Here is a 13,738-nt window from a genome sequence, read left to right as displayed (position 1 = left end):
GTGGCCTCTCGACGGTTCAGGTCGGGGAGTGGGGCGCGGTCAGCGCACCAGCGCCTCGGCCTGCTCGGCGACCCTGGCGTTCTGCCGGTCGACGAGGTAGGCGGCGGTGAGGTCGTCACCGACGGCGGCGAGGAGGCGGATGTCGACGGCCTCGTGGCGCTCGGCGACGGTCGGCTCGACCGTCGTCATGACCGTGCGGGCGTCGCGCTCGGCCACGGCCGTGGCGAGCTCGCGCTTGAGCGCCTCGTCGAGGATGCCGCCGGGCACCTTGGCCCGGGCCGCGACCTCGACGGCGAACCGCTCGGTCTCGGCGGCGAGCGTGGCGTCCTCGGTCGTCAGCATCCGCGACGTGCGGTGCAGCAGCGCCGCGCCGGCGTCCAGGTCGCCTTCGCCGAGTCGGCTCACGGCCTGGGTCAGCAGGGGACGGTCGCCGCGCAGCGCCGAGTCGGCGAGCAGGCCGAGGCGAAGTCCGAGCAGCCGCTCGTGCGTACGCGTGTTGCCGGCCTCGCGGCCCAGCGGCACCTTGAGCTCGTCGTCAGGAGCAGACTGCGACATCGTGTCGAGCAGCTCGATGCCGGCCTCGTCGGGCGTGTGCACGGTGTCGCGCAGCGGCACCTCCTTGATGAAGAGCGCGGCGAGCAGGGCGAGCGCGAAAGGCACGAGACCCCAGACGAACACGGTGTGCAGCGAGTCGGCCAGTCCCTGCTGGACCCCGGCGGCGATCTGCGGGGGCAGCTTGGCGAGGGCGGCCGGGTCGAGCACCGAGCCGGCGCTGACCTGCTGACCGGAGGCCTGCATCTGCTCGACGACCGAAGCCGGCAGGTGCGAGGCGATGTTGCCGGCCAGGCCACTCGTCATGATCGTGCCGAAAACGGCTGTGCCAACAGTCGATCCGACGTTGCGGAAGAACTGGGTCGACGCCGTCGCGACACCGAGGTCCTTGCGCTGCGAGGAGTTCTGGATGATGAGGGTGAAGACCTGCAGGGCCATGCCGAGCCCGATGCCGAAGACGATCATCGAGAGCGTGAGGTCGAGCTGGCTCGAGCCGTAGTGCAGCTGGGTCAGCAGCCAGAAGCCGACACCCATGATGAGGATGCCCGCGATCGTCTGCAGCTTGTAGCGACCGGTCTTGGTGATGACGAGGCCGGAGATGATCGACAGGCCGATCATGGCGACCGACATCGGCATGAGGATGAGACCGGAGTTGGTGGCCGACGCGCCGAGCACTCCCTGGGCGTAGACCGGAAGGTAGATCATCGCGCCGAACATCATCACCGACACCATGAAGGCCGCGATGTTGGAGAGGGTGAAGAGCGAGCTCTTGAAGAGGCGCAGCGGCATGACGGGCTCGACGGCCCGGCGCTCGACGGCGATGAACGCGACGAGCGTGACGATGCCGGCGGCGTACATGCCGAGGATGGCGGGGGAGCCCCAGGCCAGGGTCGTGCCACCGAGCGAGGTGGGCACGAGGAGCAGGATGAGAGTCATCGAGAGCAGGCCGATGCCGGCCCGGTCGATGACCGTCTCGCGCGGGGTGTGCTCGAGGTGGAGGAAGCGGCTGATGCCGAAGAAGGCGAAGACCCCGACGGGGAGGGTGATGAAGAAGAGGTAGCGCCAGCCCCAGTTGTCGGTGACGAATCCGCCGACGAGCGGCCCGAGGATCGAGGAGAGGCCGAAGACGCCGCCCATGAGGCCTTGGTACTTGCCGCGCTGCCGCGGCGGGATGATGTCGCCGATGATCGTCTGCGACAGCGGCATCAGCGTGCCCATGCCGATGCCCTGGATGGCGCGGGCGGCAATGAGCCACCAGAAGTTCTGGGCGAAGCCGGCGAGGACCGAGCCGGCCATGAAGACGACGAGACCGCCGAGGTAGAAGCCGCGGCGACCGTAGAGGTCGCTCATCTTGCCGACGATGGGGACGGTGATCGCGCTGACGAGCATGGCGGCCGTGGCGAGCCACGAGTAGTGGTCGATGCCGCCGAGCTCGGCGACGATGCGTGGCATCGCCGGGCCGACGATGGTCTGGCTGATCGACGCCACGAGCATGCCGAGCATGAGCGCGATGAAGATGTTGCGGGTCGGGCGGTCTAGTCCGGGCGCCTTGGTGACAGTCGCCTCGCTGGCTGATGTGGTCGCGGTGTCCGTGGCTACCCCCTGGGTCTTCTGTGGCATGTCCTCCACGGTACGCCGAAAGTGCAGTCACTGCAAAATTGCAGTCCGTGCAGTGGGCGTGTCACGATGGGGGCATGAGCACGGACCTGCTGACCGACGAGTCGTGCGGCCTGCGTGAGCGCAAGAAGCGCGAGACCCGCCGCGCGCTCAACCTCGCCGCCCTCGACCTCGTCGAGGAGAAGGGCTTCGCGGCCGTCACGACCGAGGAGATCGCGGCCAGGGCCAGCGTCAGCGCCCGCACGTTCTTCAACTACTTCCCGTCCAAGGAGGCCGCCGTCATCGGCACGACGGCCGAGGAGCTCGAGTCGTATGCCGCCGCGCTGGAACAGGACGTCGAGGGCGAGACGCCGCTCGAGTCCCTCCGACGGATCCTCGCCGGCATGCTCGCGCCCGCGTCGATCGACCGCGAGCTGCGGGCTCGACGTCGGCGCATCCTGCTCGGCGAGCCGTCACTCGCCCCGGCACTCGTCGGCAACAACATCCGGATCGAGAACGCCCTGACGGCCGCGCTCGAGCGTCGTCTCGGCGTGCAGCCGGGCGCGTCGCTCGAGGCGCGCCTGACGGTGGCCGTGGCCATCGCGGCCGTGCGCGCCTGCATCGAGCACCAGCAGAACGGCGGCTCGGGTCGCCTCGAGCGCAACATCGACCAGGCCTTCGACCGCATCGCGGCCGGCCTGCGCTGAGGAGCRCCGCAGAGCTGCCGAGTCGCTGAGACGGACCGGAGTCGCTGAGACGGACCGTCGTCGCTGGGGCGGACCGGTTCGAGGTCGCTCAGTGCGAGGCGGTCGCCCCGCTGACGAGCGCCTGGGCCGCGGCCTTGGCGGCGCGGGGTGCGTCCGGCAGGGCATCGAGCGAGCCGCTCGCGAGTCCGCCGTCGAGGAGCAGGGTGAGGGTGCGCGCCAGGCCGTCGGGGTCGGGTGCTCCCGCGTCGACCGCGAGCCCACGCACCCAGCCGCGCACCGAGTCCTTGTGGGCGAGCGTCCGGGCGTGGATGGCCGTGCCCGGCTCGTTCTCGGCCGCGGCGTTGATGAAGGCGCACCCGCGGTAGCCGTCGCGACGGCAGGCCGTGTCGAGAGCGTCGAAGAGCCCGACGAGCTGGTCCGCGGGCGCCGGGCCGGCCGCCTCGGCAGCAGCGTGCAGCTGGCCCGACCAGGTCGTGTCGACGACGTCGAGGTAGGCGAGGACGAGGTCGTCCTTGGCCGGGAAGTGGTTGTAGAAGGTCTGTTTGGCGACCCCGGACTCGGCGATGATCCGGTCGACCCCGACCGCGCGGATGCCGTGGGCGTAGAAGAGCGCGAAGGCCGTATCGAGAATGCGCTGCCGAGCCGCGCTCGCTGTCCGTGCCATGGGGCCATCATACCTTGCGAGTAGACAGATCTGTCTGCTAGCGTCCCGACAAGTAGACAGATCTGTCTATTCTGTTCCGACACCCAAGGACCTCCCATGCGTTACGCAGTTCTCGGCACCGGCTCCGTCGGTCGCACCATCGCGTCCCGTCTCGACGAGCTCGGCCACGCGGTCACCATCGGCACGCGTGACCCGGCGAGCACGCTCGCGCGCACCGAGCCCGACCAGATGGGCAACGCCGCCTTCGCGACGTGGGCGACGGCACACCCGGGCATCTCGCTCGCGACCTTCGCGGAGGCCGCAGCCTCGGCCGAGGTCGTCGTCAACGCGACGAGCGGCGACGCCTCGCTCGAGGTGCTCGGCCTCGCCGGTGCCGACGCTCTCGCCGGCAAGGTGCTGCTCGACATCGCCAACCCGCTCGACTTCTCGGCAGGGATGCCGCCCACCCTCTTCGTCAAGGACTCCGACTCGCTCGGCGAGCAGATCCAGCGTGCCTTCCCCGACGCCAGGGTCGTCAAGGCGCTCAACACGCTGACCGCAGAGCTCATGGTGCGCCCGGCCGGCCTGCCTGAGAGCAGCAGCGTCTTCGTGTCCGGCGACGACGCCGAGGCCAAGGCCGCCGTCACGGCCCTGCTCACCGAGTTCGGTCACGAGGACGTCATCGACCTCGGCGACATCACGACGGCCCGCGGCACGGAGATGCTGCTGCCGGTCTGGCTCCGTCTGATGGGCGCCCTCGGCACGCCGATGTTCAACTTCCGGATCGTCCGCTGACCGAGGCGGGCGCCCGCGACGGCGTCACTGGACGTCGCGCTCGCGCTCGCGAACGGGGGTGGGCACGGGCGCGAGGCGTGGTGCGGCGTCGGTCATCCGCAGTCGCGGGCGTCGCCGGGCGAGGTCGATGAAGTCGCCGACGCGCAGTCCCGCCTCCAGGGGGTGTCGGAAGCGCACCTCGCGACGGACCACGTAGTGGTTGCGCCGCCCGTCGCGGTGTCGAGTGATGACGTGTGCCCCCTCGAGGTCGGACACGATCTGCTGAACGGATCGCTCGGTGATCCCGATGTTCACTGCGACGTCCTTGAGGAGCATGTCGGGATTGTCCGCCAGGCAGACCAGGACGTGTCCGTGGTTCGAGAGGAAGGTCCATCTATTCCTGCTCATGTACCGACCGTAGGCCCGGTTCGCTGCAAGCGCTGGAAAAGGCGAAGAGGGCTTCGTCACACCCGTTCGTCGAACGGGGGTTTCATCCCTTTCTGGGTCCGGAACGCGTCCTCTTTCGGCGATTATGAGCACGATTGCGTGAGAATGGAAAGAGCAGAATTCTGTTTCCGGAATCTATTGTGGCGCATAAGGTTTCGCATCTTTATTGGTCACGAACGGCATATTCTCACCTCCATTCCTGTCTAGCCTTTGTGAATTCACTGGTCATGTGATGTGAGTTAACGGGGTAGGTGGGGAAGATGCCAGGAAGCAGTCCACGGAAATGGTTGTCGGCCATCGTGGCCAGCGCCGCGACGGTGCTCGCGTTGGGCCTGCAGGCGGGGGTGGTGCCGGCCACGGTCGCGGCAGCGTCGCCACCGACGGGAGCCACGGACGCGTCGAAGGTTCCCCACTACTTCGGGCCCTGGCCGAACTGGGCCAACAGCCCCCTGACGTTGCCGACGGCGACGGTCAGCATCACGGACGCCGGCACCGGAGCAGGCGCGACCGCCGTGGCGCAGGTGGGACCTGACGGCAGCATCGGTGCGATCAACCTGACCGCTCCGGGGCACGACTACACCTCGCCCACCGTCACCATCAACGCGCCGACCGCCGCTGGCGGGACGCAGGCGACGGCGACCGCGACGGTCAAGGCGACCGGCGCGGTCGTCTCCGCGTCGGTCACGGCCGCGGGTTCCGGCTACTCCGGCTTGGCCGCCACCGTGACGGGCGACGGGGCAGGCGCCGGCGTGACGCCCTCCGGTGGCGTCGACGCCGTGGCACTGACGGACGGCGGCGCGGGCTACACCATGCCCACCGTCCTCATCGACCTCCCGGACGACCCGAACGGCACGCGTGCCACCGGTCACGTCGAGCAGGCCGACCTCGTCGGCGGCGTGGTCCAGAAGGTCACGGTGGAGGACCCCGGCTCGGGCTACACGACCGCACCGGGCGTCAGGATCCTCGACGGGACGCTCGCCGACCCGATCAGTGGGTCGACCCCAGCCGCGGCGACCGCGACGCTCAAGCTCGTCGGACTCGCTGTGGACGTCCCGGGCTCGGGGTACACCGCGGCCACGGTGGATGTCACGGATCCGACCGGAAGCGGAACGGGTGCCACTGGCGCCGTGACGACCGACGTCGGATCGCTCGACTCGGTCACCGTCACGAATGCCGGCAGCGGCTACCTCACGGCGGGCATGAGGAAGTTCCAGGACGTGCTGCCGGTCACGTGCGACCCCAAGGCCGACGGATCCGGCTGTCCCGCCATCGCCCAGGTGCAGGGGACGGACGCAGCCATGGGGCCCGCCAACAAGTTCATCCCGTTGGCGGTCCCCGAGGCGAAGACCTACAACGGCAAGGTCGCCGACGAGTACGTCATCGGTCTCGTGCAGTACCGCACGAAGTTCTCGTCCGACCTACCGGCAACCCTCGTCCGCGGCTACGTCCAGCTCTCGACGACCGCAGTCCCGGGCCGGCAGGTCACCCTCTTCAACGAGCTGCAGAACGGCGACCAGCAAGCCATCTCCGGCTACACCGGGGTGACCGCCCCGCAGTGGCTCGGCCCGATCATCGCGGCGACGAAGGACCGTCCAGTGCGCATCGTCTTCCGCAACCTGCTGCCCAAGGGCGCCGACGGTGATCTCTTCCTGCCCACCGACAGTACGATGATGGGCTCCGGCATGGGCCCGATGGCCATGCCCGCACCCGTCGACAGCGGCGCCGTGACCGACGCCGTGCGCAACCCCGCGTGCACCCAGGAGCCGAAGGCCGTCGACTGCTTCAAGGACAACCGCGCCACCTTGCACCTGCACGGCGGCACGACCCCGTGGATCAGCGACGGGACGCCGCACCAGTGGATCACGCCCGCCGGGGAGAGCACGTCGTGGCCGCAGGGCGTCAGCGTGCAGAACGTCCCCGACATGCTGTCGGACCCGGCCAACCCCAGCTCTCCCGCAGTCTGTGCCGCGAAGGACGATGGCTGCTCGACGTTCTACTACACCAACCAGCAGAGCGCGCGGCTGATGTTCTACCACGACCACTCGTGGGGCATCACGCGTCTCAACGTGTATGCCGGTGAGGCCGCCGGCTACACCATCACCGACAACACCGAGAAGGCGCTCGTGAACGCGGGCCTGATCCCGACCGCCGCCGACACCTTGCCGCTCATCGTCCAGGACCGGACCTTCGTGCCCGGCGACGCCCAGCTCAAGGACACCGTCGACGCCAACGGCAAGGTCACGGCATACGGCCAGGACCCGACGTGGGACGCGAAGCGATGGGGCACCAAGGGCAGCTTCTGGTACCACCACGTCTACATGCCGGCGCAGAACCCTGGTGACCCCGGTGGGCTGAGCGCCTACGGACGGTGGATGTACGGACCGTGGTTCTGGCCACCGGCAACGGGCACGACGTACGGACCGATCGCGAACCCGTACTACGACCCGAGCTGCAACCTCGACGACCCGTCGACGTGGCAGTACCAGACCGACCCGTTCTGCGAGCCGGAGCAGATCCCCGGCACGCCCAACGTGTCGGCCGGCATGGAGCAGTTCAACGACACCCCGATCGTCAACGGAGTCGCCTACCCGACCATGACCCTGCAGCCGAAGACCTACCGGATGCGGCTGCTCAACGCCGCGAACGACCGGTTCTTCAACTTCCAGTGGTACACGGCCGACCCCGACCCGGCGAACGGCAACGGCCAGAGCGAGGTCAAGCTGAACCCGACCGAGCTGGCTGCCGCGCAGACCGACCCGACGGTGTCACCGACACCGGCCGACGCCCACAACGACGCCGCCGGCCCAGACTGGGTGCAGATCGCGAGCGAGGGCGGCTTCCTGCCTGCGCCCGCGGTGATCGACGGCCAGCAGCCGACGACCTGGATCACCGACCCGACCCGCTTCGACTTCGGCAACGTCGACAAGCACTCGATGCTGCTCGCTCCGGCGGAGCGTGCCGACGTCGTCGTCGACTTCTCGAAGTTCGCGGGCAAGACGCTGATCCTCTACAACGACGCACCCGCTGCCTTCCCGGCACGTGTGCCGTCGTACGACTACTACACGGGCGGCCCGGACCTCAGCCCGACCGGGGCTCCGACCGTCATGCCCGGCTACGGGCCCAACACCCGCACCGTCATGCAGGTGAAGATCGCGGCCGCCACCCCGGCGCCGGCCTTCAACGTGACGGCGCTCGCCGCCGCCTTCAAGCACCAGGCGAACGGATCCGGAGTCTTCGAGTCCGGCCAGCACCCGGCGATCGTCGGCCAAGCCGCCTACAACTCGGCCTACGGGACGAGCTTCGCGGCCAGCAGCAACTGCAACGTCAAGACGGGAAACGTCACCAAGTGCGACGGTCTCGTGCGCGTCAACGACACCGGCACCTTCGGCTTCAACACCCTTGCGGCTCCCACCGCGAAGATGACGATGGGGCTCGAACCGAAGGCGATCCACGACGAGATGAACTCCTCGACGTTCGACGACTACGGGCGCATGCAGGCCAACCTCGGCGTGGAGGCGCAACCTCCGGCACCGGGAGCGCAGAACGTCACGTTGTACCCGTACATCAACCCGGCGACCGAGCTCATCGACGGCACCAACCTGCCGGCAGCGGACGTCGCGGTCACCCCCATCACGGACGCCAAGGACGGGACGCAGATCTGGCGCTTCACCCACAACGGCGTGGACACGCACCCGATCCACTTCCACCTCTACGACGTCCAGGTGCTCAACCGGGTCACGTGGGACAACATCGTCATCCCACCGGACGCGAACGAGCTCGGCTGGAAGGACACCGTGCGGATGAGCCCGCTCGAGGACACCATCGTCGCCCTGCGGCCTGTGGTCCCCCAGGTGCCCTTCGAGGTGCCGAACGCGATCCGCGCCCTCAACCCGATGATGCCCCTCGGATCACAGTCCGGGTTCAACAACATCGACCCGCAAGGGAACCCGACGGGTGCCATCGTCAACTCACTCGTCAACATGGGCTGGGAGTACGTCATCCACTGCCACATCCTCAGTCACGAGGAGATGGACATGATGCGTCCCGAGTCCTTGGCCCTGCCACCGAACACGGTGACCTGGCCGGCGACCGGGAGAGCAGTGGTGACCGGTAACGGCAACAACCGCCACATCACCCTGACGTGGGCCGACAACTCGATCACCGAGACGGCGTTCGTGGTCCAGCGGTCCACCGACGGGACGTCGTGGGTGGATGTGGGAACGGTGACCGTGCCGCTCACGGCCACCAACATCCACCAGTCGCGGACGCTCACCGACTCCACGTCGAACCCGAGCACGGCCTACCTCTACCGGGTGGTCGCCCAGAACACGGTCGGCTACGGGAAGGGGTTCCCGACGATGACGGCGAGCTCGACCTCGGCCACCCTGGGTGTCAACGCGCCGGCGGCTCCGACGACCCTCACCGCGACGCTGGCGGCAGGCCCGCAGGTCAGCCTCACGTGGCGTGACAACGCCACGAACGAGTCCGGCTTCCTCGTCGAGCGCTCGGTCAACGGCGGCGCGTTCGCCCGGCTCGCGACCCCGCCGGCGCGTGCCAACACTGGAACGGCGACCTACGTCGACGGCGCCGTCTCGGTCGGCAGCACGTACGCCTACCGGGTCAGCGCGGTCAACGTCGCCGGGCAGTCGACGCCGAGCAACACCGCCACGGCGGCGGTGCTGCTCCCGGGACAGCCCACGATCGCCACGGCGACCGCGGTCCGGTCCGGCAACAACGAGCGGGTGAGCCTGACGTGGGGTGACGTCGCCAACGAGACGAGCTACGTCGTCCAGTGGAGTGCGAACAGCTTCGCGACGGTCTCCGGGCAGTCCGGAGCACTGGCGGCGGGCTCGACGACCTTCACGACGGGCAACATCGCCCGGCAGGCCTGGTCCTTCCGGGTACGCGCAGTGAACGTCGTCGGAGTCGTCGACTCGGCGGTGCGGCCGGTGGCAGCAGCACCGTGACGCGGTTCTAGACGTTCGACCAGCAGTGGGGGCTCGTGGCGACGGGCCCTCACTGTTGTCCGCTGCCGCACGGTCGGTCAGCGCAGGGCGGTCCCCGCGTGGCTCATGCAGGTCCGGGCCGTGGGTCGGGCCCGTAGCCGTTCGTCGGGGATCGCCTCGCCGCAGACCTCGCACCGGCCGTAGCCGCCGTCGGCGATCCGCTGCAGCGCGGCGTCGATCTCGACGAGGTGCCGCTCCGCCTGCTCGATGAGTGCGCCGATCTGGGTCCGCTCGTAGGCGATGGTCGAGCCCTCGGGGTCGTGCTCGTCGTCGGCGATGTTCGCCGCCGACGCCTCGACGACCTCGGTGAACTCCCGGCGCAGCCCGGTGATGCGCTCGACCTCGGTGGCCCGGTCCGCCGTCAGCTTCGCCGCGTGGGCGGCCGTCTTGGTGCTCATGTCCCCATCGTCCTCCCGTTCGGTCGAGCCGGCCTGATCGAGTGGTCCACGGCACCATCCCCGGCGGACGCCCACGACGCCGCGAGCCCGCCTCCCCGATGTCATGGCGTCGCGCCGCGCAGCGGCCACGGCGTCGTCGCGGCATCGTCGGTCGTCACCACGACGCCGTCGAGCGGGCTGGGTATCGAGGGTGGCCCGAACGCTGACGACTGGTATGCCGCCCCGGCTCGCTACCACTGGGTGGCGCAGGACCTCGGCGGCGGGATCGCCTCGTGCCAGAGCGGATCCGTCGTCGCCGTCGACTCGGGAGTGCTTCGTACCGTCTACGGCACGCCCCCGACGTGCTTCGTGCGGGACCGCGCCGGCAACCTGGCCTCGGCCAGCGTGTCCTACCTCGTCGAGGACCGACGACTCCGCCAGGGCTGACCGACCGCGGACGACGGACGGACGGGCGGCCGGGCACGCCGACCGAGCGCCCGCCGACCAGCCGGGCTGGGACGGATCGACCTGCCCACCCGGCAGGATGGACCCATGAGCGACCCCAGAGGAGTGGTCTTCCCACTCGACCCGTCGTCCGGCCGCCGCAGCACGACTGCCACCGGACGTGCCGTGGTCGCCGACGCCCTGCGGGGGGTCGACCCGGTCGGCGCCGCCTCCGCCGAACGCGAGACGAACTGGCGCCAGGGCTACCTCCCGCACTTCCGGCGCCTCGTCGAGGCCGGGGTCGCGGTCCCGGGCGCGGCGCAGGCCATCGCCACGAGTGGGCTCGACTCCCTGCACGCGCGCATGCTCTGGGCGACCGACGACGGCGACCGACCGCTCGAGACGGCCGTCGCCGCCGACGAGAGCGTGCCTGCGCTCGGCTCCGAGACCGTGCGTGGCAAGGGCGCGCCCGACCGCACGCTCTCGGTGCCGTATGCCGGTGAGCGACTCTCGGGGGATGCCCTGCGCCGACGGCTCGAGCTGTGGGTCGAGGCGGGGACCGTCGAGCCCACGTGCGCCGAGGCGGTCGGCCTCGTCATCGACAACCCCGACTGGCTCGACCTCTCCGACCGCACCGTCGTGGTGCTCGGTGCCGCCGCCGAGATGGGCCCACTGCGCTCGCTGCTGCGCTGGGGCGCCGACGTCGCCGCCGTCGATCTACCGCGAAAAGACCTGTGGGACAAGCTGATCGGCGACACTCGCCGACTTGCTGGATCCATCACCGTGCCGGTCCGCTCCGGGGATGAGCCACTGGTCGCACGCGCGGGCGGAGACCTCGTCCACGACCTCGGCGCCGTCACCCGATGGGTCGCCGCCATCGACGGACCGCTCGCCATTGGCAACTACGTCTACGCCGACGGCGAGACCAACGTCCGCGTCTCGATGGCCGTCGACGCCCTGACCCGCGCGGTCGTCGAGGCCAAGGGCCGCGACGACGTCGCCCTCGCCTTCCTCGCGACCCCGACCGACGTCTTCGCCGTCCCCGGGGCCGCGGTCGAGCGCTCCGTCGACAGCTACGCCCACCGGCGCACCTCCAAGGTCCTGCGGGTGCCGCTGCGCACCGTGAGTGGCGGCCGGCTCCTGCGCCGCAACTACGTGCCCGGCCAGGACCCCGGCATCAACGACAGCGTCGTGCTCCAGCAGGGACCCAACTACCTGCTCGCCAAGCGCCTCCAGCGGTGGCGGGCGACGGCATACCGCGCCGACGGCGGTCTCGTGTCGTTCAAGGTGGCCCCGCCCACGCGCACCCGCTCGGTCGTCAAGAACCGGGCGCTCGCCGCCGCCTACGCCGGCGCGCACCGCTTCGGCATCGAGGTGTTCGAGCCCGGCACGGCCAACACGCTCATGGCCGCGCTCCTCGTCCACGACCTGCGCACCGGCTCGCCCACGCAGCCGACGGCTTGGCAGGACGAGGCGTATGCCGCCGCGCACGGAGGCCTGTGGACGGCCGCCTACGACCCGCGCAGCGCCCTCGGGATCGCCGCCCTCCTGGGGGTCGCGTCGGCCCGCTGAGCTCCTGGAGGGGGGCCGGTCGGGGTGAGGCCTTCGTCGCATCGACGCCGGGGGAGTTGGCGCACGCGCCCCGGAGGCTCGATGCTGTGTCCCATGGGTGAGCGAGTGGCGCAGCAGCCACGCGTGGACGACCGGTCGCCCGAGCGTGGGCTCGGCGGCACCATCGGCGCGCCCCGCACCCTCGTCCCGGCGCTGCTGGCCGCCATCGCCTATGTCGACCCCGGCAACTTCGGCGTCAACATCACCTCCGGGGCCGAGCACGGCTACACGCTCGTGTGGGTCGTCGTCTTCGCGAGCTGCTCGGCCATGGTCATCCAGTACCTCGCGGCCAAGCTCGGCATGGCCTCCGGCAAGAGCCTCGCCGAGCACAGCTCCGACCGCTTCCCGGGCGTCGGCCGGCTGCTCCTGTGGGCCCAGGCCGAGCTCGTCGTCATCATGACTGACCTCGCCGAGGTCGTCGGCGGGGCCATCGCGCTCAAGCTCCTCTTCGGCATGCCCCTCATGGCCGGGGCCGTCTGCGTGGCCCTCTTCAGCCTCGTCGTCCTCGCCCTCAAGGTCCGGGGGCGCAGCCACTTCGACTCGGTCGTGCTCGTCCTGCTCGTCGTCATCATCGGCTCGCTGCTGTGGCAGGTGCTCGTCGCCGACGTCGACCGGGTCGCGCTGCTGCGCTCGGTCGTGCCCGGACCGCTCGACTCGTCGGCGGCGCTGCTCGCGGTCGGCATCGTCGGCGCGACGGTGATGCCGCACGCCCTGCACTTCCACTCGGCCGCGTCGCGAGGTCATGACGACGGCAGCGAGGCGAGCCACGCCGAGCGGCTGCGCAGCGGCCGCCGCACCGTGCGCAGCGTCGTCATCGCCATGACGATCGCGGGTGCCGCCAACATCAGCCTCGTCGTGTTCGCAGCAGCCCTGCCCTCCACGGCCGGCGCGAGCATCGAGACGGCGTATGCCGCCCTGTCGGCCAACGCGGGGCAGATCGCCGCGACGATGCTGGCCGTCGCCCTCCTCGCGTCGGGGCTCGCCTCGACCCTCGTCGGCGTCCAGACCGGTGACGTCGTCATGCAGGGCTTCGGCCGCCGGCCCATCGCGCCGCTGCTGCGCCGGATGCTCGCCGTCGTGCCCACGCTCGTCATCCTCGGCCTGGGTGTCGAGCCGACCAACGCGCTCGTGTGGAGCCAGGTCGTCCTGTCGTTCGCCCTGCCCGGCACCCTCGTGCCGCTCCTGCTCTTCACCCGCGACCGCAGGATCATGGGCGTGCTCGTCAACCACCGCCTGACGACGGCCGTCGCCGTGCTCATCACCGCCGTCATCGTCGGTCTCTGCGCCTACCTCGTCGCCACCGCCTTCTGACCCCGCCCCCACCCGTCGAGTGAGCGCCCCGTCACAGTCGAGTGAGCGCCCCGTCACAGTCGAGTCAACGCCCTGCGCGAGACTGTCCGAGTAACGGTGTAACTGGCCCAACGCGCTGACTGGTTCAGCGGGAAGGGTCGGATGATGACCGACACACTGGTGGGCGTGAGCCCGCTTGAGAGAGCAGCGAAGAAGTCGCTCACACCTGCTGAGGTGGAGCGCGCGGCCAGCGAAGAAGTCGCTCACACCTGCTGAGGTGGAGCGCGCGGC

At 70.0% G+C, this 13,738-nt stretch carries 10 protein-coding genes; 6 read left to right on the top strand and 4 right to left on the bottom strand.

Annotated features, from left to right (window positions below; genetic code table 11):
• Window positions 1-39 precede the first annotated feature (39 nt).
• A complete protein-coding gene (locus tag AB4Y83_RS10615; protein ID WP_442296842.1) occupies window positions 40-2,172 on the bottom strand; it encodes an MDR family MFS transporter in 2,133 nt (710 codons plus the stop codon).
• A gap of 74 nt (window positions 2,173-2,246) precedes the next feature.
• Between AB4Y83_RS10615 and AB4Y83_RS10610 the strand changes: the two genes are divergently transcribed.
• A complete protein-coding gene (locus AB4Y83_RS10610; RefSeq protein ID WP_442296841.1) occupies window positions 2,247-2,855 on the top strand; it encodes a TetR/AcrR family transcriptional regulator in 609 nt (202 codons plus the stop codon).
• 88 nt (window positions 2,856-2,943) lie between these two features.
• Here the strand turns inward: AB4Y83_RS10610 and AB4Y83_RS10605 are convergent, their stop codons facing one another.
• The gene (locus tag AB4Y83_RS10605) at window positions 2,944-3,519 is read right to left on the bottom strand and encodes a TetR/AcrR family transcriptional regulator (RefSeq protein ID WP_442276395.1); all 576 of its coding nucleotides are present in this window, start codon (window positions 3,517-3,519) and stop codon (window positions 2,944-2,946) included.
• A gap of 96 nt (window positions 3,520-3,615) precedes the next feature.
• On the opposite strand from AB4Y83_RS10605, the gene AB4Y83_RS10600 reads away from it, so the two are divergent.
• Window positions 3,616-4,293, top strand: coding sequence for an NADPH-dependent F420 reductase (locus tag AB4Y83_RS10600; RefSeq protein ID WP_442296840.1), 678 nt, complete (start codon window positions 3,616-3,618; stop codon window positions 4,291-4,293).
• Window positions 4,294-4,317: 24 nt separating this feature from the next.
• Here AB4Y83_RS10600 and AB4Y83_RS10595 read toward each other — a convergent pair whose 3' ends face one another.
• Window positions 4,318-4,680 (bottom strand): helix-turn-helix transcriptional regulator, encoded by a 363-nt coding sequence (locus tag AB4Y83_RS10595; RefSeq protein WP_442276397.1) that lies wholly within the window; start codon window positions 4,678-4,680, stop codon window positions 4,318-4,320.
• 326 nt (window positions 4,681-5,006) lie between these two features.
• Here AB4Y83_RS10595 and AB4Y83_RS10590 point away from each other — a divergent pair, with 326 nt between their 5' ends.
• Window positions 5,007-9,686 (top strand): multicopper oxidase domain-containing protein, encoded by a 4,680-nt coding sequence (locus tag AB4Y83_RS10590; RefSeq protein ID WP_442296839.1) that lies wholly within the window; start codon window positions 5,007-5,009, stop codon window positions 9,684-9,686.
• A gap of 77 nt (window positions 9,687-9,763) precedes the next feature.
• On the opposite strand, the gene AB4Y83_RS10585 is transcribed toward AB4Y83_RS10590, so the two are convergent.
• Window positions 9,764-10,123 carry a TraR/DksA C4-type zinc finger protein gene (locus AB4Y83_RS10585; RefSeq protein ID WP_442296838.1) on the bottom strand — a complete coding sequence of 120 codons (360 nt, stop codon included), beginning with the start codon at window positions 10,121-10,123 and terminating at the stop codon, window positions 9,764-9,766.
• Here AB4Y83_RS10585 and AB4Y83_RS10580 point away from each other — a divergent pair.
• The 3 genes from AB4Y83_RS10580 (at window position 10,100) to AB4Y83_RS10570 (ending at window position 13,468) form a co-directional block, all read left to right on the top strand.
• The gene (locus AB4Y83_RS10580; protein WP_442296837.1) at window positions 10,100-10,549 is read left to right on the top strand and encodes a hypothetical protein; all 450 of its coding nucleotides are present in this window, start codon (window positions 10,100-10,102) and stop codon (window positions 10,547-10,549) included. The two genes, AB4Y83_RS10585 and AB4Y83_RS10580, sit on opposite strands and share 24 nt — an antisense overlap.
• A 105-nt stretch (window positions 10,550-10,654) precedes the next feature.
• Window positions 10,655-12,118: a hypothetical protein gene (locus tag AB4Y83_RS10575; RefSeq protein WP_442296836.1), complete on the top strand. Its 1,464-nt coding sequence runs from the start codon at window positions 10,655-10,657 to the stop codon at window positions 12,116-12,118.
• A 93-nt stretch (window positions 12,119-12,211) separates the two neighbouring features.
• Window positions 12,212-13,468: an Nramp family divalent metal transporter gene (locus tag AB4Y83_RS10570; protein WP_442296835.1), complete on the top strand. Its 1,257-nt coding sequence runs from the start codon at window positions 12,212-12,214 to the stop codon at window positions 13,466-13,468.
• Window positions 13,469-13,738 lie beyond the last annotated feature (270 nt).

Origin of the sequence: Terrabacter sp. RAF57, assembly GCF_052113925.1 — a bacterium.
Lineage (GTDB): Bacteria > Actinomycetota > Actinomycetes > Actinomycetales > Dermatophilaceae > Terrabacter.
The sequence above is the reverse complement of the archived record's forward strand: the minus strand, read 5'-3'. Positions and strand labels throughout refer to the sequence as shown.